Genomic DNA, 21526 nt, shown 5'->3' on the forward strand with positions numbered 1-21526 from the left:
GGAGTGTAGACACATGAAATTAGTAGGAATCGTAGGTTCAAACGCGGAAGTTTCTTATAACCGCAAATTAATGGAATTTATAGCAAAAGAATATAAAGATTTATTCACTTTAGAATTATTAGACATTACTAACTTACCAATGTTTAACCAAGATGAAGATCATTCAAGAGAAAACAAAGATTTATTAGTAATGAACCGTAAAATTTTACAAGCTGACGGTGTTATTATCGCAACACCTGAGCACAACCACACAATTACAGCTTCTCTTAAGAGTGCTTTAGAGTGGTTATCATTCGAATTACACCCACTTGAAAACAAACCAGTAATGGTACTTGGAGCTTCATACTATGATCAAGGATCATCTCGTGCCCAATTACACTTACGTCAAATCTTAGACGCTCCAGGTGTTAACGCAATCGTATTCCCTGGTAATGAGTTCCTTTTAGGTAAAGCTAAAGAAGCTTTCGATGCAGAAGGAAACTTAAAAGATGATCGTACAGTAGGTTACTTACGTACATGTTTAACTAAATTTGTTAAATTTGCTACAGTAGCACAATCATTAGCAGAAAGAAAACCAACACCACCAGAAGACTTAACAGCTAGTGGAAAATGTGATACAACAATTGAAGGTGTTGATATGGATGATGATAACTGGGTTGAATTAGCAGCTGAGAAAGTTAATGCCGTATCTGGAGATACATATGTTAAACTTGACCGTGGTATCTTAACAGTAGACCAACTTAACTACTTCTTAAACTCTATGCCAATGGAATTAACTTATGCAGATAGCAATAACCAATTCATCTACTACAATTACAACAAAGAAGATTATGAAATGCTTGCAAAACGTCGTCCAGGTCAAGTTGGATGCTCATTAGCAAAAGTTCACCCAGATCACCCAGAGAGAATACAAAAGAGTGTAAACTGGTTAGTAGGATTACTACGTTCAGGACAAATCGATGTATTCCGTACACACGTACCAACTCACGGACCAGACAAATACGTAGTGCACAACTATCAAGCAATGTACGATAAAAACGGTAAATATGCTGGTATCAACGAGTACATCTTAGACTTCAAACCAATCGTTGACTGGTACCTAAAACAAACTGGTCAATCATTAGTTAAAAATGGAGTGCCAGTAGGTCACGGATATGCAGCAGCGCCAGCACCAGCAGCAGCTGACGCAACAAGTGGAGCTTCAGACGCTGGACACGGTCATGCGGCAGCACCTGCACCTGCAGCAGCGCCAGCAGCAGATGCAACAAGCGGAGCTTCAGCATAATAATAGAAAATATTAAAAGGTTTAGGTAGAATTACTTAAACCTTTTTTCTTTTTCAAGGAGTGTTTTTAGAGAAAAATTAAAAAGAATGAGTTATAATAGAATGTGAGCACGATTAGTGCAAAATTATATTTATACTAAATACGGAGAGTTTGATATGAATAAAAATAATTTATTATCAAAGTTGTTTCATAGATACTTTATAGTTGCCTTAAATGGTATGGCATTAGGTTTGTTCTGTACGTTAATTATTGGATTAATTATTAAACAAATTGCTATAAATTTAAGTGGTGCACTATCTAGTTTTCTTATTGTTGTAGCTACAATTTCAATGGCTTTAACAGGGCCGGTAATTGGTATAGGGGTAGCGCATGCCTTAAAAGCACCTAAGTTGGTAATTTTAGCTTCAGGTGTAGTAGGTTTTCTAGGTGCTTTTGGTTCTAATCTTGGGACGAATCATCTAGTAGAACAAGGTAAATTAATTGTTACAGGATCTGGTGATCCGCTAGGAGCATTTATTTCTGTTGTTATAGCAGCTGAAATTGGTAGATTAGTTTCAGGTAAGACAAAGATTGATATAATAGTTACTCCATTCATTACTATTATAATAGGTGCGATAGTTTCGTATTTCACAGGACCTTACTTGATTAAAGGTATGAAAATCTTAGGTACATTTATTAGAGAAGCGACGGAACTTCAACCATTCATCATGGGGATAGTTGTATCAGTAGTTATGGGAATAATTTTGACATTACCTATAAGCTCTGCTGCATTGTCGATTATTTTAGGATTATCTGGAATAGCTGCTGGTGCATCAACTGTAGGTTGTGCAGCACAAATGGTTGGATTCGCAGTAATAAGTTTCAAAGCTAATCGTTGGAATGGACTGTTTGCTCAAGGTTTAGGAACATCTATGCTGCAAGTTCCGAATATTATGAGAAAACCTATTATATGGATTCCGCCGATAGTAGCTAGTGCAATATTAGGACCTATTGCTACAATTGTCTGTAGAATGGAGAATAACCCTGCAGGTGGTGGAATGGGGACATCTGGACTTGTAGGGCAACTTATGACATGGCAAACAATGTCTAATCATGTTTCTCATTCGGTACTGTTAATAGAAATTTTATTATTGCACTTTATTTTACCAGCAATAATCTCATACGCGGTTTATTATTATATGGAGAAAAAAGGATTCGTAAAAGCAGACGATTATAAATTAGACTTATAAAATATTAAGAACTAGCTATTGTAAATGGCTAGTTCTTTTTGTACTAATATTTTTTGTTGATAGTATTGGGTGGTGTTGAAGATAAAAAATAGAATTAGGATAAAATTATGAATTTTGATGAATATGGTCAAAACATGATTAAAGCAAAAAAAAGAAGCCCTGTTACAGATGTAATAGGGCTTTTAAGCTTTTTCTTATTATCGTACTTCTTTAATACGAGCAGCTTTACCACGTAAGTTACGTAGGTAGTATAATTTAGCACGTCTAACTTTACCTTTACGTACAACTTCAATCTTTTCAACTTTTGGAGTGTGAACAGGGAATGTTCTTTCAACACCAACACCGTTTGAAATTTTACGTACAGTATAAGTAGCAGAGATTCCTCCACCACGACGTTTGATAACTACTCCTTCGAATTGTTGGATACGCTCACGTCCACCTTCAACGATACGAACGTGTACTCTTACTGTATCCCCAGCTTTGAATTCAGGAATGTCTGATCTTAATTGCGCTTTAGTAATCGCTTCAATGATTTTGCTCATTTTTCTTTCTCCTTTTTTTACAAAATGTTCTTTATTAATGCTTGATTAACAGAGGAACATCGTAATTTAATGTTTTCACATCTTGACTATTATAACATTATTTTTTATAAATATCAATAGATAATTTAATAATTTTTTTATAAAAGGGCTTTTTCCCAAACTTCTTCTTTATATCCTAATAATAGAATGTCGTTTTTAAAATCAAAGGCAAGTGGTCGTTTAATCAACATTCCATTTTCATGAAGTAGTTTAAGTGCCTCATCAAGAGATAATGTAGCCAACTTGTCTTTTAACCCTAGTTCTTTGTAAACCAAACCGCTAGTATTAAATAATTTTTTTAGCGGTAAGTCGAATGTTTTGATTAGTTTTTTAAATTCGTCTACTGTAGGTGTTTTTTCTTTTACATTGTAGTACGTCGCTTCAATATTATTTTCAGTTAATAGTTTTTTTGCTTTTCTACATGTCGAGCATGTTGGATATTCATAAATGTTTAGCATATATTCTCCTTCCTATTGTAATCAAAAATCTCAGTAAAAATTTACTAATCTACGATATTATAATACTAAATTTTTTTACTGTAAAGAAATCTGTTTAGTAGGAATGTTTAAGGGTAAGCGGTTAAGTTAAAACATTAAATAATATGTGATATAATTATACTATAGGAATAAAGGAGAAATACTATGCAAAAAATAATTGTAAAAGATGTTTCTAAAGTATATGGTGAAGATAGCAATAAAGTTATAGCTAATGATGCTATTAGTTTTGATATTAATGAAGGAGAGTTTGTAGTAATTTTAGGTCCTAGTGGTGCTGGGAAAAGTACATTGTTGAATATTATAGGTGGAATGGATAATGCCAGTGAAGGATCTATTAATGTCTTCGGAAAAGAAATCGTTGGTTTGAATGAAGACGAACTTACAAAATATAGAAGAGAAGATATAGGATTTGTATTTCAATTTTATAATTTAATTCCAAATTTAACTGTTTTGGAAAATGTTGAATTAGCAGAACAAATAGTAAAACAACCAAAAGATGCAATCGAAATATTGAAGCTTGTTGGACTAGAAAATAGATTGAATAATTTTCCTTCACAAATTTCTGGAGGGGAGCAACAACGTGTAGCTATAGCTAGAGCAATAGCTAAGAACCCTAAATTATTACTTTGTGATGAACCGACAGGAGCTTTAGATTATAAAACTGGAAAAAATATATTAAATATATTAAAAAAATATAGTGTTGATGAGCAGAAAACAGTTATTATTATTACTCATAATAGCTCCATTGCAGAAGCAGCTGATAAAGTAATAGAAATCTATGATGCTAGAGTAAAAAGAGTAACACAAAATACTAATCCTAAAAGTATAAATGAGATAGAGTGGTAGTATTATGAAAGCAATAAATAGAGATATATTAAGAGAAGTCTCACGGACTAGGTCAAAATTCATATCGATAATGATAATAATGTTTCTGGGAGTTTTTATATTTGTAGGTTTGAAAGAAACTTCACCTGCAATGGTAAATACTTATAATAAACATATAGAGCGCCATAAGATGTATGATTTGAGAGTAAGTCATAGTTATGGTGTTAATGATTCAGATATGAAGATTATCAATGATTTTAATAATATTGATATAAGTGAGAGTTATTATATAAAAAAATTACAAATCACAAATAGTAATGAATTTGTAAATGTCGAGTCTTTACCTGAAAAATTAGTTTTACCTAAGGTTGCTGAGGGGGCTTTACCTAGTGATGAAAGTGAAATAGCTTTAGTAGAATCACTTCAAGGTAGTTATAAAATCGGTGATGAAATATCTTTCGTTTCAAGTAATAATGATAGTAACACTTTGAAACAATTTAAATTTAGAGTGGTAGGTTTTGTACAAGGTGCAGATCACATAGAAGTATCGAATAATAATCTAGCTAATAAAGATTATTTTGGATATGTGAAAAGAAACGTCTTTAAATTTGAAAATGTTAGTGGTGTCAATATTAAATTAAAAAATATTAATTATAAATATAGCGATAAAGATTATATAACTGAAGTTAATAAAACAAGAGATGCTCTTATAGAAAAATTAAAAATTCAACAGGAAGCAGATAAGAAAAGCTATTTAGAGAAAAATAATAAAAAAATTAACGAAAATGAGAAAGCTGTAAATCAAGCACAAGAACAGTTAAATGCTGTTAAATCAAAAATAGAATTATTAAAAAATGTTGATAGCAAAAATTATAATGAGCAAATAGAAAAACTAAATAAAGCTCAAAAAGAGATTGATGATAATAAAAAACAATTAAATATAGCAAGAATAAGTCTTAAAGAAGAAAGTTATCCAAGATTTTCAGTAGAGAACATTAGAGGGTTAAAAAATTATGCTCAGTTTATAGATTCTGCAAGTAGTTTAACATTTGTAGCGAATGTCTTTTCTATATTTTTATTCGTAGTATCAATCTTAGTTTCACTAACTACTTTAACTAGAATGATTGATGAAAATAGAATAAATATAGGGACACTTAAATCGTTGGGATACAGTAACTATCAGATTTCTAAAAAGTATTTTGTTTATGGAGGTTTATCAACCTTTGTAGGAACTATTTTAGGAATTATTGGAGCATATTTAGTAATTGTACCAATAATATATAATTCATATGCAAGATTTTTCACATTTAATACACCAGAAATTGTGTATACCCCAAGTATTCTTATAGCATCGTTCATAATTTCATTAGGATGTATAAGTTTAGCGATTTATATACCTTTAAGAAAGAATCTTAGAGAAAAAAGTGCATACTTATTACGTCCTAAAGCGCCAAGTAAAGGAAGTAGGATATTCTTAGAGAAAGTACCATTCATCTGGTCAAGACTTAGTTTTTTAAGAAAAGTTACATTTAGGAATATTTTTCGTTATAAAATAAGAATGTTGATGACGATCTTTGGAGTTACGGGATGTTTAACACTTATGTTTATAGGTTTTGGTATTCGATATGGTGTTATTGATATTTCAAAAGAACAGTTTAAAGTGATAAATAAGGTAGATATAGCAGCTACTTATAATCCTTATATAGATAGTACAAGTGTAGAAAAACTCCAAAAAAAGGTTAGCGAAGACAAGAATGTTAAAGCTAATACAAGAGTAAATATTCAACTTGCAACTTTTGAGAGTAATAATGAAATCGTAGATTCTGTGCAGTTAATTACAGTCGACAAAAGTGAATATAAGGACTATATTACTTTAAAAGATAATGGTGATAATAATATAAGTATCCCAAAAAACGGAGCTGTAGTTAGTGAAAAATTGGCGTACTTACACAAGTTGAATAAGGGGGATAATTTCACTGTAGTAGTAAATAATAAGGAGTACACACTGACTGTAGGAGAAATCAATAAGAATTATTTCGGACATACGATATACATTGATAAAAATTATTATCAAACTGTTTTTAAGAAAGAGTATAAAGACAATACATTTTTAATACAGACAACAGGCGGTAAAGAATCTGTTGAAAATGTAGTAAGTAAGTTACATAATAATAGCGATATCGTAAACATTAGTGATAATTCGAAGATTCAAGAAATACTAGATAATTTTATTAAAGGAATTGATATTATAGTAGCGGTAATGGTAATTTGTTCAGTTACATTAGCTCTTGTGGTGTTGTACAATTTAATAAATGTAAATGTATCAGAAAGAATTAGAGAATTATCTACAATAAAAGTTCTTGGATTTTATCCAAGTGAGGTAACGATTTATGTATTTAGAGAGATTTTTTATCTAAGTGGTGTAGGTATTATTTTAGGTAATTATCTTGGATATAAGATGTATTTGAAAATAATTTTAGAACTCGCAGGAAGGGATATGATGTTCAGTAGTAAGGTACCATTAGTGGTATATTTATTGGCATCTGGAATAACGGTATTTATTACGATAGTAGTAATGATAGTAATGCATAATAAATTAAAAAAAGTAAATATGGTAGAAGCTCTAAAAGCAATAGAGTAGAATAGGAGAGGAAAATGAAAATTACAATTAATGATCAAGCGAAAAAATTATTAAATGAGAAAAATAAAAAACACGTGTTAGTATCTCTGTTTCAACAGTTTTGTTGAGGTGGTAGAGTAAATAGAGCTGTCGTGGTTTCGATGGCTGATAAATTTGATGCAAAATTGTATTCAAAATATGTAGTAGATGGAATAGATGTTTATATTGATAATAGACTAACTACAGATAACGAAGTAGAAATTTGTACAGAAAAATTCTTCTTTATGAGACAGTTGAGTCAAAAAGGAATAGATATTTAATAGTATAAAAGCAACTAGAGGCAAATATTTTATCTCTAGTTGCTTTTGTTTATTTTAATATTTAGTTAGAAGCGGCACTAAGTTCTTCTTCTTTTTTATGTTTGTCGCTATAGATTTTTTTCATGATTCCGATAACGATAGATAATGCGAATAAGCACATTAGCCCGATAAACATATTTCTAACTCCACCTGATAGTGTACCACCTACGTATGAGTAGACGATAGTTGCTGGTAATTGTCCGACACCTGTAGCGATGAAGAATCTCCAGAAACTCATGTTTGTTAAGCCGGCAGCGTAACTAACAAAGTCGAAAGATACGAATGGTAATAATCTACAGATAAGGATAGCTTTATCTCCATATCGTTCGAAGAATACGTCGATACTAGCCATTGCGCCTTTACTTGTAAGTTTTTCTACAACATCACGTCCTAATCCACGAGCAATGTAGAAACACACCGCAGCACCAATCATGGCAGTTGACCAAGAAAGGACTGCACCAATTACCCAACCAAAAATAGCAGCGTTAGATAATGTGATTAAGAAAGCTGGAATTGGAGCAGCTATTGATTGTAGGACCATTAGAACTCCAGAAACTACAGCAGCCCAGGCTCCCCATCCACGTAAATATTCGATTACTGCATTTGTATCGAATTGTGATAGAGTTGCGAATGCTGTGTTAATACCAGTTTTAAAACTTGGTACTGTGAAATAAACTGCAAAGAAGATTGCGAAGCAAGCAATAGTAATGTATCTAACTTTTTTACGTTGTGCTTTTAATTTTCTCTCTTCTTCTGGATTTACTTCTCTTAAATCACTAAGTTTTACTTCCGTTTCTTTTAGCGATTTAAGTTCCTCTTTAGTATAAACTTTTTGGTATTTAGATAATGTTAAAATAATATAAAGGTTTATTAAGTTAACGATAATAACACCAACTATAAATGGAATCTTAATTTGATTAAGTGTTCCAGCATGTAGTACTTCACGAGCTATATATAGTAAAGTTTTAGTTTTACCAGAAAAAATAGCCATAAGAAGTATAATAGCTTCTATAATAAAGAATGTGTATTTTCGATTGATACGTTTAAAATATAAACCTGTCATTATACCGTAAACAGTCCAAACAAAAATTACAAGACTTTGATCGGCTAGCATTTCAAACTGTGTAAAGAAGAACAGTAGAAAAGCAAAGAAGTAACCAACGGCTATACCAACACTTGTGAAATAGAACAATAATCTTAAGCGTTTCATTAAATTTCTCCTTAATTATCAATTACTATTTTTTAATACTGTAAATTACTGCTGCATATGTACCGTCTTCAGGTAGAACATTCTCGTTACCAGTAAATTTAACTTCTTTACGAGTCTCAACAGCTCCATAAGTATAAGTAGTATTTGAGATAATTCCAACTGGACAACTATCTAAACAAGATAAACATCCTGTGTTTTTGTCGATAGCACGCTCTAAGTTACCACCGAAGCGGAAGTCGATTTGTTTTCCATTACTGTCTTTTACAACTTCGTTGATATCATATTTTTTCTCTGCACCATTCCAAGTAATTTCTGCTTTGATTGGAGTTCCTTCTACGTGAGTAGTAGTTGCATTATTTGGATTCATATTATTTCCAGGTTTTGCACCGATTTCGATTAGAGCATTGTAGAATTCATCTGGTTTAGCAAATGCTGTAAAAATAGATTTAGCACCATTTGTACCACTTTGTTCAACAGAGTTATGTCTTGTAGCTTCATCGAAGTATTTACCGTTAATTTTTGTAAGAACAGTAACAGTACCTGCTTCTTTATCTACTTTTATTGGTTTATCTAATGATACTCCAGCTACATAGTCAGCTGGTTGATTAGAATTTTGTGAAGATGAATTAGATGAACTACTGCATCCAATAGCAGTAAATGCTAATCCGGCAGCCATAAGGACTGATAATAATTTTTTTGGTTTCATGAACGAATCCCCCTTATTCTATAATTTTATTATATATTTGTATTATAACATTTATATAAAAAGGTAACAATAATCTATAAAAATTATATTATAAATTTAATTTTAAAGGTTAAAAATATTGAAAGATGATATAAAAAATATTTTTCTATTCTGATAAAAGATATGTTGAAAAACTAAAAAATTATAAATTTATTGAATGAATAAATTTATATAATTTTTATATTCTAAATTATAATTATGAAAGAAAAATAAACAGATTTCAATTGATAAGTATTATCGATTAAAGGTTAACTTGAATAATACAAGATAATGACTGTAATTATTAGCTTAAAAGATAAAATTATGGTATAATATTTCAGTTATAAACAATTTAGATAATATTTTGTTAAAAATAAGTAAAAAATTAGAAAGAAAGGAGAAACTATGTTAATTCAGCTAAATAATATAACGAAGAATTTTGTAGTAAACGAAATTTTTTCAAATGTAAAATTGGAAATCAATGATAAAGATCGAGTTGCGATAGTCGGAAGAAATGGTGCTGGGAAAAGTACTTTATTAAAAATAATAGCTGGTGCCATTAGTTTCGATAGCGGAGAGAGAACAATTTCAAAAAATACGACAGTTGGATATTTATCTCAAGAATTTATCGTGAGAGAAGATTTGTCGATTTATGAAGAAATGATTACGTGCTTTGATGAGATAATTACTTTAGAAGCGGAATTAGAGAAATTATCTTTCGAATTAACTCAGGAAAATATTGAGAATGATCCAACACTACTTAATAAGTTTGATAGATTACAAAATGAAGTATTAACTCATAAGGATTATCATTATAAGAGTAAGATAGAAAGTGTACTTTATGGATTAGATTTTACAAAAGAAGTCTTTGATAAGAAAATTAGTACTTTTTCAGGTGGAGAGAAAACAAGGTTATCTATGGCGAAATTGTTACTTAGTGAACCTGATTTACTAGTTCTAGACGAACCGACTAACCACCTTGATATGGAAAATGTAGCATGGTTAGAAAATTATTTATCAGCATACAATGGTGCAATAGTAATTGTAAGTCACGATAGATATTTTTTAGATAAAGTTGTTAATGTTGTATATAATTTAGAATTTGGAAGACTTAAGAAATATGTTGGCAACTATTCTAAGTTTTTAGTACAGTATGAAGAAGATTACGAAAAACAACTAAAAGAATATACTAGTCAGCAAAAAGATATAAAGAAATTAGAAGAATTTGTTCAGAAAAATATTGCTAGAGCTTCAACTAGTAAGATGGCTAAGAGTCGTCAAAAAGTTTTAGATAAAATGGAACTTATAGATAATCCGAAAAAAGATGATAAAGCAGCAGGGATAGAGTTCTTAATTAAAGAACAGAGTGGTCGTGATGTACTGACAATTAGTGATTTACAGGTCGGTTATAATGGAACTAAAGTAGGTCAAAGTTATAATCTTTCTGTGTATAAAGGAGATAGAATAGCTGTTGTTGGAAGAAACGGTATAGGAAAATCTACTTTAATAAAAACAATAGCGAAGAGACAAAAAGAAATTGCTGGAAATGTTCAATATGGTAGTAAAGTGTCACTAGGATACTACGATCAAAAACAAGCGGAATTTGAATCTTCAAAAACGATATTAAATGAACTTTGGGATGAGTATCCTTTAATGAAAGAAGCGGAAGTGAGAACTGTGCTTGGTAGATTCTTGTTTAGAGGTGATGATGTTCTTAAGATAGTAAGAGATCTTTCTGGTGGAGAAAAAGCAAGATTACAACTAGCTAAACTAATGTTAGAAAAGAATAATTTGTTAATATTAGATGAACCGACTAACCACCTTGATATTACTAGTAAACAGGTTCTAGAAGAAGCTCTTAAAAATTACGAAGGAACTATTGTATTTGTAAGCCACGATAGGTACTTTATTAATAAGATAGCTAATAAGGTATTAGATATTACTGATAATGGTCATAATATGTATTTAGGGAATTATGATTATTATTTAGAAAAAAGAGAGCAAGAGAGAATAGCTCAACAATTAACGAATAAAGAAGTAGAGGTTGTTGAAGCAAAAGAAACTAATAATTATATATTAGATAAAGAAACTAAACGTCGTGTAAGAAAACTAGAAAGAACACGTGATGAGTTGATGGAAAAGATCGAAAGTTTGGAAGAAGAAATACTATCGGTTAATAATGAACTTGCAAAAGAAGAAGTCTATACTGATATGGTAAAAACACAAGAGTTTAATGAAAAACTAAAACAATTAACGGAAGAAGTTGATGAATTAAATAATTCTTGGTTAGAAATTGAAGAGGAATTAGAAAGTATTAATGAATAGTAAAATAAAAATAACAACATATGTTGATGCCGAGAAAATCCATGAAGATTCTCATATAGGGACACATATTGAAGAAGCCACAAGTGAGAAAATAACTTATAGTGATAAAAATAACAAAAAAATAGAAATTTTTATTGACAAAATAAAAGAAAGTGTTAGTATAGAAAAAGACGATTCAAAAATGTACTTAGCATATACGAAAACAAGTAATGACTACAGTACACAATATGGTCAGATGAAATTGGAAACACAACTTGTAAAAATAAGTAAGATGGTAAAAAATAGTTTTACTTTATTTGAGATAGTGTACAATATACATTTCGGAAAAAATGACAAACAGCAAAATAAATTGAAAATATTAGTGAAAAACATTTAGTAGGTAATTAGGAGGAATTTTTGGTGAAAAATAAAATAGTAGAATTATTACAAAATTCTTTAGCCAAATTAGAAATTGATGGAGTAGATATACATGTAGAAACTCCAAAAAATACAGAAAATGGAGATTTTTCTTCAAACGTAGCGATGCAATTAACAAGAGTTTTACGTAAAAACCCTAGAGTTATTGCCGAGGAAATAATTAGCAATATTGAAGAAGATGAAGCGGTAGAGAAAATTGAAATAGCTGGACCAGGATTCATTAACTTCTTTGTTAAGAAATCAAGTCTAGGTAGTGTTGTTGGAAAAATCTTAGAAGATGATTTTAAATATGGTGAAAACAACATTGGTCAGGGTAAGAAAGTATTATTAGAATATGTATCGGCTAATCCAACAGGAACGCTACACGTAGGACATGCTAGAAATGCTGCTTATTCTGATTCATTAGCAAGAATAATGAAAAAATCAGGATATGATTTATCTCGTGAATACTATATCAATGATGCTGGTAATCAAATTAATAACCTAGTTATTTCTGCAATCGTTCGTTACAAACAAGCGCTAGGTATGGATGCTGAATTACCAGAAGATGCATACCACGGTGAAGATATTAAAGTTCTAGGTCAAAAACTAAAAGATGAGTTTGGAGATTCATTATTAGAAAGAGAAGACTTAAATGAGTTTATTCGTGAGTATGCAGTAGCGTATGAAATGGAAAATATTAAGAAAGACTTAGGAGATTTTGGATTAGAGTATGATGTGTTCTTTAGTGAAAAATCTTTATATGAAAATGGTCTTGTGGATAAAGCTTTAGAATCTTTAAGAGAACAAGGATTCGTTTATGAGAAAGATGGAGCTTTATGGTTAGAAACAACAGCTTTAGGAACAGGTGATGATAAAGACCGTGTATTAATTAAAGCGGATGGATCATTAACATACTTAACTAGTGACATAGCTTATCACAAAAATAAATTAGATCGCGGATTTGATTTATTACTAGATGTTCTAGGTGCAGATCACCACGGATATATTGCAAGATTAAAAGCAAGTGTTGTTGCGATGGGGTATAAAGCTGAACAACTTGAAGTTCTAATTATGCAAATGGTACAACTACTTAATAACGGTGAAGTTGTAAAAATGAGTAAGAGAACTGGTAAAGCAATTACACTTCGTGATTTAATCGATGAAGTAGGAGCCGATGCTGCACGTTACTTCTTAGTAATGAGAAGTGCAGATAGTCACTTAGACTTCGACTTTGCGGTAGCAAAAGAACAATCAAGTGATAACCCACTATACTATGTTCAATATGCTCATGCTAGAATTTGTTCAATCTTACGTCAAGCAGCAGAACAAGTAGAATATGATGTAAAAAATTGTGATTATGAATTATTAACTGATGAGTATTCGGTAGACTTACTGAAAAACTTAGCATATTATCCAGAAATAGTAGCACAGGCTGCTAAAAACTATGAACCACACAGAATTTGTAATTATTTACAAAGTCTTGCAAGTTCTTTCCACAAATTCTATAATAATAATAAAGTAATAACTGAAAATAAAGAGCAAACTCAAAGTTATTTAGCATTAATTACAGCCGTTAAAATAACTTTAAGAAACGCTTTAGACTTAATCGGAGTATCTGCTCCAGAGAAAATGTAATAAATAAAAAAGAAGGGAATCTAATATAAATGGTAAAGTTAAAAGATTTAAGCGCAGAAAAAATTAAGGAAATGTCACTAATAGATTTATGTTATGCATATATGGTAGAAGAAGGAATTGAAAAATTAAATATTTATGATTTCCTAGACTATATTAAACCATTAAGAAGTGTTGATGATGAAGAGTTTACAGCACAAGCAGCATACTTTTACACTGACTTAAACTTAGATGGAAGATTCGTATGTGTTGAAGATGGAAGCTGGAAATTAAGAGATAGTTTATTTGTTGAAGACATTAAAAACTTTGTTGAACCAAGTGTTCAAAAATTTGAAATTGATGATGAAGATGATATTGAAGAACTTGGTGATGAAGAACAAGAAGATATCCATGATGAAGTAGATGCTCTAATCGAGGAAGAAGATATGGAAGAAACTGAAGATGTCTACGATTTTGACAATGATGGAATTGTATCAAAATTCAATATCTCAACTGAAGAAGAAGAGTTTTAATAAAAGAGCCGAAAGGCTTTTTTATTTTATAAGTTTTATTAGTTGCATATACTTTTTAAATAGAGTATAATGAAGAAAGTCAATAAAACATATAGTAAAAATTGTAATACAGGTTCTAAGTTTTTTAAGTGAATAACACAATATCACATTTATTTTATTTATTATCTTTAACAGCAAGAATACGATTGATTATTGATAATAAAAAATATAAAGGAGATTGTAACTTATGAAACAAGGTACAGTAAAATGGTTTAACGAGGAAAAAGGATTCGGATTTATCGAAGTAGCAGGAGAAAAAGATATCTTCGTTCACTTCTCAAGCATTAAAAAAGACGGATTCAAAACTTTAAAAGAAGGCGATAAAGTTGAATTTGAAGTAGAAGATGGTGCTCGTGGACCACAAGCAGCTAACGTAGTTGTTCTTTAATTAGAAATATGAGAAAGCTATAATTAGATTTTTATATCTAGTTATAGCTTTTTTTTAATTATACGGTGAAATTATAAGAAAAGAAAATATGAAAACGAATACTATAGTTATTGAAAAATACTTCATTATATTTTATAATTGAATTGCAAGGTAAAAAATAAATGGAAATCAGGAGGATAATTTCATGAAAGGAGTAAATACTAATTTATTGCATGGATATCCTGTAATAGATGATTATACTGGTGCAGCATCGATTCCTAAATATCAAGTTACTACATTTGACCAAAAAGAAGGATATAAAGATTGTGGTAAGTATTCGTATAGTCGTTTCGGGAATCCAACGATATTAGCCTTGGAAGCAGCTGTTGCTAATTTACATAAAGCGAAATTTGGTTTTGCTTTCGCTTCAGGTATGTCAGCAATAACGACTGTATTGATGCTATTGAATTGTGGGGAACATATAGTATTACCCAAAGATGTTTATGGAGGAACATTCCAATTTAGTTCAAAAATTTTGAAAAAATATGGAATAGAAGTTAGTTTTATTAATTATCAAAATTTAGAAGAATTAGAAGCTACTATTAAAGATAATACTGCAATGATTTATATCGAAACCCCATCTAATCCTTTGTTAAAGGTATCGGATATTAAGGCAATAGTAGAAATTGCTAAGAAACATAATATAAAAACTGTTGCAGACAATACTTTTATGACTGCTTTATATCAAAAACCTTTAGATTTAGGATGTGATATAGTAATAGAGAGTTTAACTAAATTTGTTAACGGTCATAGTGATGTTACAGCTGGTTGTGCAGTTACGAATAATGAGGACATCGCGAGTGAAATTTGTTTATTACAAAAGAATTTCGGTGGTATTTTAGGAGTAGAAGATGCCTGGTTAATCTTACGAGGAATGAAAACTATGGGATTACGAATGGAGAAATCTGTAGAGAATGCGAGAATTCTTACTAAATTCTTAGAAACTCAAGATAAAATTAAAAAAGTATACTACCCTAATCTTACAAGTTGTAAATTTTATGATATTCATACAGAGCAAGCTAGTTCGGGGGGAGCTGTCTTTTCATTTGAATTTTTCGAACAAGATGATTTAAAAACGTTCCTTAAAAAAATCAAAATTCCGATTTATGCAATTAGCTTAGGAGGGGTAGAATCTATAATTTCTCATCCAGCAACTATGTCTCACGCATGTATGAGTGAAGAAGAAAGGTTAGCTCAAGGAGTAACACAAACTTTATTAAGATTTTCTTGTGGGGTAGAAGACTCAGAAGACTTAATCGAAGATTTAAAACAAGCGTTAAATAATTAATATAAAAAATTATAATATAAATAAAGGAGATTTATTAAATGAAAATAACAGAAGTAAATACACCAAAAGCGCCAAAAGCAGTAGGACCATACGTACAAGCTAATAAAGTAGGAAATCTAATTTTCTGTTCAGGACAATTAGGTATTAATCCTGAAACTGGAAAGATTGTTGAAGGTGGAGTTATCGAGGAAGCTAAACAAGTTTTCAAAAATATTGAAGCAGTATTAGAAGAAGCTGGAAGCTCTATGAACCATGTAGTGAAATCATTAGTATTATTAAAAGATATTGCTGATTTTGCTGAAGTGAATAAAGTTTATGCAGAACAGTTTAATGATGTTCTTCCTGCAAGATCAGCATTCCAAGTAGCTGCTTTACCGTTAGGTGGAAATATAGAAATAGAAGTTATCGCTGTAGAAAAATAAAGTTATCTTATAGAACTAGGTGCTAGAAATTTTCTATAAGCTAAATCTGTAAATAAATAAAAAGAATCAAGGATACAATTTGCTATCCTTGATTCTTTGCGTTATAACTTGCTATTGCAGCATCTATTTCTTCATTTGTAAAGTTAGAAATATCACCTTTTAGCTCATTTTCTATTATACTTCTACTTGTTGCTCCCTCTTGAGTATATCGGATTGTATTGTAAGTTTCTGGAACTTGTTGACCGATAATTTGTGGGTGGATTTTTGTATTAGGTATAGAAGATGTCTTTTTAGAATCAGCTGAAGTTTGTTTTCCAGTAGTGCTTCCTTTATTCTCAGATGATTTTTCTTTTTTAGAATCTTCCTTATTGCTTAATTCTTTTTTCTCTTCTTCTTTCTTAGTAACATTAGTTTTGTGATCTTGTTCTAATTCTGAAGTTTCTGAATTTAAAAGTTTGTCTTTTAACGCACTGTATTTAAATTCATATTTTGCTAAAATTGTTTTCACTTGATCCGCATAGTTAGGAGAAGTCGAATCTAATTTTAAAATTTCGATAAGAGCATTATCGTAGTTTTCTAACTGTTCTTCTAAGTAAGTGATAGCCTTAGTAAAGGTATGACCTGTATTAAGCTTTTTAGCATGTTTTAGATGATTGTGTGCTTCTTCAATATTAGCATTGTTTAACGCTGTATCAATTTTTACTAATTCACTAGCGATGTTAATTTCGTTATCTATATTTCTTAATGTTTCTTTTGCTTTTTCAGTAGTTAGTGTCTCAAGACCTTTTAAACCAGAATTGAAATCATGAGAATCATTTATTAATGATATATATTTTGAATGTTCTTCTTTAAAATTTTTATTTTCTGAAGTAAGATAGTAATATGTTCCTCCTACTAAGAAAAAAATCGCTAATATAGGCATTAAAATAGAGATTATTTTTTTCATAAAGAGCTATGCTCCTTTCTTTAATGTCTTTAACTATAATTAATTGTATAATGTTAAGAAAAAAAAATCAAGTGAATTAAATTATAAGTAATTAAACTAACTACATGAAATGTGTATATAAAGGGAGTATAAAATTATATTATGGTGAAATAATTAGTAGCTGTTAATGTTGAATTTTGTAGAAAAATAATCTAATAAATATCGGTAAATATACTGATTAAAAATAAAAAGTATAATAATTTCTTGACAAGGATATGAGTTTGGTATAATATATTTAAAAGAACCGTGACAAAATATAGTAAAAAGAATTTTACTTTATGTTTTAATAGAAAGAGAGTTTGATCCTTAGGCTGAAAGATTAAATATTAATGATTAAAGTAAAGAACACTTTTTGTAAAATTTAATAAATAGAAAATAAGGTATCGGTATTCCGATATGAATTAGGGTGGCACCACGAAGTATGTTATCGTCCCATGTAGTTAAAAGCTATGTGGGGCGATTTTTAATTTATATTGGATGCACAGGATGATTAAAAATCGAAAGGAGAAAGAAATGGTAATTAGTATGCCAAGAGGGACTCAAGATATACTACCAGAAGAAAGTGTGAAATGGCAGTATATTGAAGGGAAACTAAGAGAGATTAGTAAAAACTTCTGTTATGAAGAAATTAGAACACCTATGTTTGAATCAACAGAATTATTCAGTCGAGGTGTTGGGGATACAACAGATATAGTTCAAAAAGAAATGTATACTTTTATGGATAAAGGGAATAGATCTTTAACATTAAGACCAGAAGGTACAGCTGGAACAGTTCGTTCATATATTGAAAATAAGCTTTTCGCTAAAACTATTCAACCACAAAAATTATACTATGTTGGACCGATGTTTAGATATGAAAGAAAACAAAAAGGGCGTTATCGTCAATTTGTTCAATATGGTGTTGAGGTCATCGGTGAGGAGAGCCCAAAAATTGATGCTGAAGTTATTAGTTTAGCTTATAACATTTATAGAATGTTTGGGATAGAAAGTATTAAAGTAAGTATTAACTCTTTAGGAAATCCCGAAGAAAGACAAGCCTATAATGAAGCGTTAGTTAAGCATTTTGAACCTAGAATAAATGAATTCTGTGAAGATTGTAATAATAGACTTTATAAAAATCCTATGAGAATATTGGATTGTAAAGTTGATGCTGAACACGAGCTTATTAAATCTGCACCAAGATTATTAGAGTACCTAGGTGAAGAGTCTAAACAATACTTTGCAGAAGTACTTAAACACTTAGATGCGCTAGGTGTAAAATATGAAATTGATCATAATTTAGTTCGTGGATTAGACTACTATACTCATACTGCATTTGAGATTATGATAGATAATCCAGAAGTAGAATTAAAAACACTTTGTGGTGGTGGTCGTTATAATGGATTAATTAAATTGTTAGATGGACCGGAAGATAAAAAAGGTATTGGTTTTGCTTTAAGTATTGAAAGATTATTATTAGCACTTGAAAGTGAAAATATTGAATTACCTATAGATGATACAATCGATGTGTTTGTAGTTGCTATGGGTGAAGAAGCTTCAAATGCTGGAGTCAAACTTACTAATGATTTAAGATTAGCTGGATATAGTGTACAAAATGATTATTTTGATAAAAAAATGAAAGCTCAAATGAAGATTGCAGATAGATACAATGCAAAATATTCTATAATAATTGGACAAAGTGAACTAGAAAGTGGAACACTTGTCGTAAAAGATATGAAATCATTTGAACAAGAAACAATTAAGTTAGAAAACATAGTTGATTATTTACAAGAAAAATTGAGAGGAGAAAAATAATGAGCGCATATGGAAGAACGGAATACGCTGGTCGTATAGATGAAAAATATGTAGGGAAAAAAGTAACGTTAAAAGGTTGGGTTAGTAAACGTCGTGACCTTGGTAACTTAATCTTTATCGATGTAAGAGATAGAATGGGTGTAGTTCAATGTGTATTTTCAGGAGAAAAAAATGCAGAATTACATGAACTAGCAGGAACTTTAAGAAACGAATTCGTAGTTTCTATTGAAGGAGAAGTAGTATTAAGAAATGAATCTACTGTAAACGAGAAAATTGCTTCAGGTAAAGTAGAAGTTATCGCTGATAAATTAGAAATTTTATCAAAAGCAAAAACATTACCATTCGTATTAGACGATGCAAGTTTATCAAGTGAAGAATTACGTCTGAAATATCGTTACCTTGACTTAAGAAGAACGGAACTTGCAGAAGTATTACACTTACGTTCAAAAATTACTAAAGCAACAAGAGATTACTTAGACAACAACATGTTTGTTGATGTTGAAACACCAATTTTAACTAAGTCTACTCCAGAAGGAGCACGTGACTACTTAGTACCAAGTAGGGTTCACCCAGGTGAATTCTATGCTTTACCACAATCACCACAATTATTTAAGCAATTATTAATGGTTGCAGGATTTGACAGATACTATCAAGTAGCTCGTTGTTTCCGTGATGAAGACTTACGTGCAGATAGACAACCAGACTTTACACAAATCGATATGGAAATGAGCTTTATGTCACAAGAAGAAATTCTTACTATGATAGAAGGTTTAATTGCTCATGTAATGAAAGAAGTTAAAGGTATCGATGTAGTATTACCATTCCCACGTCTTGACTATGAAGAAGCAATGGAAAGATTTGGTAGTGATAAACCAGATACTCGTTTTGGTATGGAGTTAAAAGATGTTAGTGATCTTGTGAAGAACTTAGACTTCAAAGTGTTCTCTAATGCAGTAGAACAAGGTGGAGCAGTAAAATGTATCGTAGCTAAAGGATGTGCAGAGCAATATTCTCGTAAAGATATTGATGCATTAGGCAAGTATGTTGCAAACTATGGAGCTAAAGGATTAGCTTGGGTTAAAGTAACAGAAGAAGGATTAAACGGAGCGATTGCTAAATTCTTTACAGATGAAGTAGCTCAAGAATTAGTAGCTCGTGTAGACGCAGAAGTTGGAGATATTATCTTATTTGCTGCGGATAGTAAAAAAGTATGTTACGCATCATTAGGGGCACTACGTCAAAAATTAGCAGCTGATTTAGATTTAATCGATAAAGATAAATATAACTATCTATGGGTAGTAAACTGGCCTTTATTAGAGTATGATGAAGAAAAAGGGCGTTACAGTGCAGCTCACCACCCATTCACAATGCCGAAAGTAGAAGATGTAGAATTACTAGAAACTGCACCAGAAAAAGCTTATGCACAAGCTTATGATATAGTACTTAATGGATATGAACTAGGTGGAGGAAGTATCCGTATCTACGATAAAGAAGTACAATCTTCAATGTTTAAAGCATTAGGATTTACTCAAGAACAAGCTCAAGAGCAATTTGGATTCTTATTAGATGCATTCGAATATGGAGTACCACCACATGGGGGATGTGCTTTAGGATTAGATAGATTTGTTATGTTACTAGCAGGGCGTGATAACTTACGTGACACAATAGCATTCCCTAAAACAGCTAATGCTGCAGATCCAATGACACAAGCTCCATCACCAGTAGATTTAGATCAATTATTAGAGCTAAATATCTCTTTATTAAGAAAATAGTTTACTAATAGAAAGATTCAAACTGAGGAAAAGAGAAACTTTTCCTCAGTTTTTTTTAAAAATGTATTGACATAATAAAAGACTGATGATAGAATAGTAAAAGTCTTCTCAAGAAGAAGACGAACAATATAATATTTCTAATAATTAAAAGTTAAGAAAATATAAAAAACTTCTTGACAAAATAAAAAAGAAATGATAAACTTATAAACGTCTTGAAACAAGACAACGCTTATTATTTCAACGAAGTAAACGGTTAACAAGTTCAAAAAAAAATATAAAAAACTTCTTGACAAGCATTCGAAGAAATGATAAAATAATTAAAGTCTTCTGATGAAGATAAAAAAACATTTTTAAAAAAGTTTTAAAAAAGACTTGACAAAGAAATTTAAAAATGTTAAAATGTAAAAGTTGTTAATCGCAACGATTTGAACATTGAAAACTAAACGAATTAAGTCAACGTTAATTCCAAAAAAAGACAGTTTTAAAAAGAAACTATAAAACTTTTTAATGAGCTAATCAAGCTAACAAATTTATTTGGAGAGTTTGATCCTGGCTCAGGACGAACGCTGGCGGCGTGCCTAATACATGCAAGTCGAGCGAA

19 protein-coding genes and 1 rRNA gene are annotated in these 21526 nt (G+C 30.6%); 15 read left to right on the forward strand and 5 right to left on the reverse strand.

Translation table 11 applies throughout. The features are described from left to right. The first annotated feature begins 13 nt into the window (after positions 1–13). Together ACWOA3_RS06605 and ACWOA3_RS06610 are read left to right on the forward strand one after the other, a co-directional pair. Complete coding sequence (locus tag ACWOA3_RS06605; protein WP_003147879.1) at positions 14–1285, forward strand: NAD(P)H-dependent oxidoreductase; 1272 nt, start codon at positions 14–16, stop codon at positions 1283–1285. A gap of 155 nt (positions 1286–1440) precedes the next feature. Continuing rightward, complete coding sequence (locus tag ACWOA3_RS06610) at positions 1441–2514, forward strand: PTS transporter subunit IIC (RefSeq protein ID WP_035467234.1); 1074 nt, start codon at positions 1441–1443, stop codon at positions 2512–2514. Between the two features lie 197 nt (positions 2515–2711). On the opposite strand, the gene rplS is transcribed toward ACWOA3_RS06610, so the two are convergent. Beyond that, the gene (gene rplS / locus ACWOA3_RS06615) at positions 2712–3056 is read right to left on the reverse strand and encodes a 50S ribosomal protein L19 (RefSeq protein WP_003147874.1); all 345 of its coding nucleotides are present in this window, start codon (positions 3054–3056) and stop codon (positions 2712–2714) included. 137 nt (positions 3057–3193) lie between these two features. Beyond that, positions 3194–3553: a Spx/MgsR family RNA polymerase-binding regulatory protein gene (locus tag ACWOA3_RS06620; RefSeq protein WP_456884868.1), complete on the reverse strand. Its 360-nt coding sequence runs from the start codon at positions 3551–3553 to the stop codon at positions 3194–3196. Between the two features lie 183 nt (positions 3554–3736). Here ACWOA3_RS06620 and ACWOA3_RS06625 point away from each other — a divergent pair, with 183 nt between their 5' ends. The 3 genes from ACWOA3_RS06625 to ACWOA3_RS06635 all read left to right on the forward strand — a co-directional run bounded on the left by ACWOA3_RS06625 (position 3737) and on the right by ACWOA3_RS06635 (position 7357). Beyond that, positions 3737–4438, forward strand: a complete 702-nt coding sequence (locus ACWOA3_RS06625; protein ID WP_456884870.1) for an ABC transporter ATP-binding protein — start codon at positions 3737–3739, stop codon at positions 4436–4438. 79 nt (positions 4439–4517) lie between these two features. After that, positions 4518–7058, forward strand: a complete 2541-nt coding sequence (locus tag ACWOA3_RS06630) for an FtsX-like permease family protein (RefSeq protein ID WP_456884872.1) — start codon at positions 4518–4520, stop codon at positions 7056–7058. A gap of 140 nt (positions 7059–7198) precedes the next feature. Next, positions 7199–7357 (forward strand): hypothetical protein, encoded by a 159-nt coding sequence (locus ACWOA3_RS06635; protein ID WP_155801261.1) that lies wholly within the window; start codon positions 7199–7201, stop codon positions 7355–7357. Between the two features lie 61 nt (positions 7358–7418). Here the strand turns inward: ACWOA3_RS06635 and ACWOA3_RS06640 are convergent, their stop codons facing one another. Continuing rightward, positions 7419–8606: a VTT domain-containing protein gene (locus tag ACWOA3_RS06640; RefSeq protein ID WP_442566257.1), complete on the reverse strand. Its 1188-nt coding sequence runs from the start codon at positions 8604–8606 to the stop codon at positions 7419–7421. A 25-nt stretch (positions 8607–8631) separates the two neighbouring features. After that, positions 8632–9312, reverse strand: coding sequence for a YdjY domain-containing protein (locus ACWOA3_RS06645; protein WP_456884875.1), 681 nt, complete (start codon positions 9310–9312; stop codon positions 8632–8634). 423 nt (positions 9313–9735) lie between these two features. On the opposite strand from ACWOA3_RS06645, the gene ACWOA3_RS06650 reads away from it, so the two are divergent. The 7 genes from ACWOA3_RS06650 (at position 9736) to ACWOA3_RS06680 (ending at position 16374) form a co-directional block, all read left to right on the forward strand. Continuing rightward, complete coding sequence (locus ACWOA3_RS06650; RefSeq protein WP_456884876.1) at positions 9736–11655, forward strand: ABC-F family ATP-binding cassette domain-containing protein; 1920 nt, start codon at positions 9736–9738, stop codon at positions 11653–11655. After that, positions 11648–12031: a hypothetical protein gene (locus tag ACWOA3_RS06655; protein ID WP_456884877.1), complete on the forward strand. Its 384-nt coding sequence runs from the start codon at positions 11648–11650 to the stop codon at positions 12029–12031. Before ACWOA3_RS06650 ends, ACWOA3_RS06655 begins: the two co-directional genes overlap by 8 nt. A gap of 23 nt (positions 12032–12054) precedes the next feature. After that, on the forward strand, positions 12055–13689 hold the full coding sequence (argS, locus tag ACWOA3_RS06660; RefSeq protein ID WP_456884878.1) for an arginine--tRNA ligase: 1635 nt from the start codon (positions 12055–12057) through the stop codon (positions 13687–13689). Between the two features lie 29 nt (positions 13690–13718). Then, positions 13719–14198: a DNA-directed RNA polymerase subunit delta gene (gene rpoE / locus ACWOA3_RS06665; RefSeq protein ID WP_003147861.1), complete on the forward strand. Its 480-nt coding sequence runs from the start codon at positions 13719–13721 to the stop codon at positions 14196–14198. 226 nt (positions 14199–14424) lie between these two features. Continuing rightward, the gene (locus ACWOA3_RS06670; RefSeq protein ID WP_003144740.1) at positions 14425–14625 is read left to right on the forward strand and encodes a cold-shock protein; all 201 of its coding nucleotides are present in this window, start codon (positions 14425–14427) and stop codon (positions 14623–14625) included. Between the two features lie 184 nt (positions 14626–14809). Next, positions 14810–15952 (forward strand): trans-sulfuration enzyme family protein, encoded by a 1143-nt coding sequence (locus ACWOA3_RS06675; protein WP_003147860.1) that lies wholly within the window; start codon positions 14810–14812, stop codon positions 15950–15952. 38 nt (positions 15953–15990) lie between these two features. Then, positions 15991–16374, forward strand: a complete 384-nt coding sequence (locus ACWOA3_RS06680; RefSeq protein ID WP_003147859.1) for a RidA family protein — start codon at positions 15991–15993, stop codon at positions 16372–16374. Between the two features lie 82 nt (positions 16375–16456). Here ACWOA3_RS06680 and ACWOA3_RS06685 read toward each other — a convergent pair whose 3' ends face one another. Then, positions 16457–17320 carry a hypothetical protein gene (locus ACWOA3_RS06685; protein ID WP_442566252.1) on the reverse strand — a complete coding sequence of 288 codons (864 nt, stop codon included), beginning with the start codon at positions 17318–17320 and terminating at the stop codon, positions 16457–16459. A gap of 552 nt (positions 17321–17872) precedes the next feature. Between ACWOA3_RS06685 and hisS the strand changes: the two genes are divergently transcribed. The 3 genes from hisS to ACWOA3_RS06700 all read left to right on the forward strand — a co-directional run. After that, the gene (hisS, locus tag ACWOA3_RS06690) at positions 17873–19153 is read left to right on the forward strand and encodes a histidine--tRNA ligase (protein WP_456884881.1); all 1281 of its coding nucleotides are present in this window, start codon (positions 17873–17875) and stop codon (positions 19151–19153) included. Continuing rightward, a complete protein-coding gene (gene aspS, locus ACWOA3_RS06695) occupies positions 19153–20925 on the forward strand; it encodes an aspartate--tRNA ligase (RefSeq protein ID WP_456884882.1) in 1773 nt (590 codons plus the stop codon). Before hisS ends, aspS begins: the two co-directional genes overlap by 1 nt. A 531-nt stretch (positions 20926–21456) precedes the next feature. Further along, positions 21457–21526: ribosomal RNA gene (locus ACWOA3_RS06700) — 16S ribosomal RNA — on the forward strand; the annotation flags it as partial.

It is taken from the genome of Gemella taiwanensis (assembly GCF_054054385.1).

Coding starts and splice junctions, on each gene's coding strand:
- ACWOA3_RS06605 (WP_003147879.1), top strand. CDS start 14: ATGAAATTAGTAGGAATCGTAGGTTCAAACGCGGAAGTTTCTTATAAC.
- ACWOA3_RS06610 (WP_035467234.1), top strand. CDS start 1,441: ATGAATAAAAATAATTTATTATCAAAGTTGTTTCATAGATACTTTATA.
- rplS (WP_003147874.1), bottom strand. CDS start 3,056: ATGAGCAAAATCATTGAAGCGATTACTAAAGCGCAATTAAGATCAGAC.
- ACWOA3_RS06620 (WP_456884868.1), bottom strand. CDS start 3,553: ATGCTAAACATTTATGAATATCCAACATGCTCGACATGTAGAAAAGCA.
- ACWOA3_RS06625 (WP_456884870.1), top strand. CDS start 3,737: ATGCAAAAAATAATTGTAAAAGATGTTTCTAAAGTATATGGTGAAGAT.
- ACWOA3_RS06630 (WP_456884872.1), top strand. CDS start 4,518: ATGTTTCTGGGAGTTTTTATATTTGTAGGTTTGAAAGAAACTTCACCT.
- ACWOA3_RS06635 (WP_155801261.1), top strand. CDS start 7,199: ATGGCTGATAAATTTGATGCAAAATTGTATTCAAAATATGTAGTAGAT.
- ACWOA3_RS06640 (WP_442566257.1), bottom strand. CDS start 8,606: ATGAAACGCTTAAGATTATTGTTCTATTTCACAAGTGTTGGTATAGCC.
- ACWOA3_RS06645 (WP_456884875.1), bottom strand. CDS start 9,312: ATGAAACCAAAAAAATTATTATCAGTCCTTATGGCTGCCGGATTAGCA.
- ACWOA3_RS06650 (WP_456884876.1), top strand. CDS start 9,736: ATGTTAATTCAGCTAAATAATATAACGAAGAATTTTGTAGTAAACGAA.
- ACWOA3_RS06655 (WP_456884877.1), top strand. CDS start 11,648: ATGAATAGTAAAATAAAAATAACAACATATGTTGATGCCGAGAAAATC.
- rpoE (WP_003147861.1), top strand. CDS start 13,719: ATGGTAAAGTTAAAAGATTTAAGCGCAGAAAAAATTAAGGAAATGTCA.
- ACWOA3_RS06670 (WP_003144740.1), top strand. CDS start 14,425: ATGAAACAAGGTACAGTAAAATGGTTTAACGAGGAAAAAGGATTCGGA.
- ACWOA3_RS06675 (WP_003147860.1), top strand. CDS start 14,810: ATGAAAGGAGTAAATACTAATTTATTGCATGGATATCCTGTAATAGAT.
- ACWOA3_RS06680 (WP_003147859.1), top strand. CDS start 15,991: ATGAAAATAACAGAAGTAAATACACCAAAAGCGCCAAAAGCAGTAGGA.
- ACWOA3_RS06685 (WP_442566252.1), bottom strand. CDS start 17,320: ATGAAAAAAATAATCTCTATTTTAATGCCTATATTAGCGATTTTTTTC.
- hisS (WP_456884881.1), top strand. CDS start 17,873: ATGGTAATTAGTATGCCAAGAGGGACTCAAGATATACTACCAGAAGAA.
- aspS (WP_456884882.1), top strand. CDS start 19,153: ATGAGCGCATATGGAAGAACGGAATACGCTGGTCGTATAGATGAAAAA.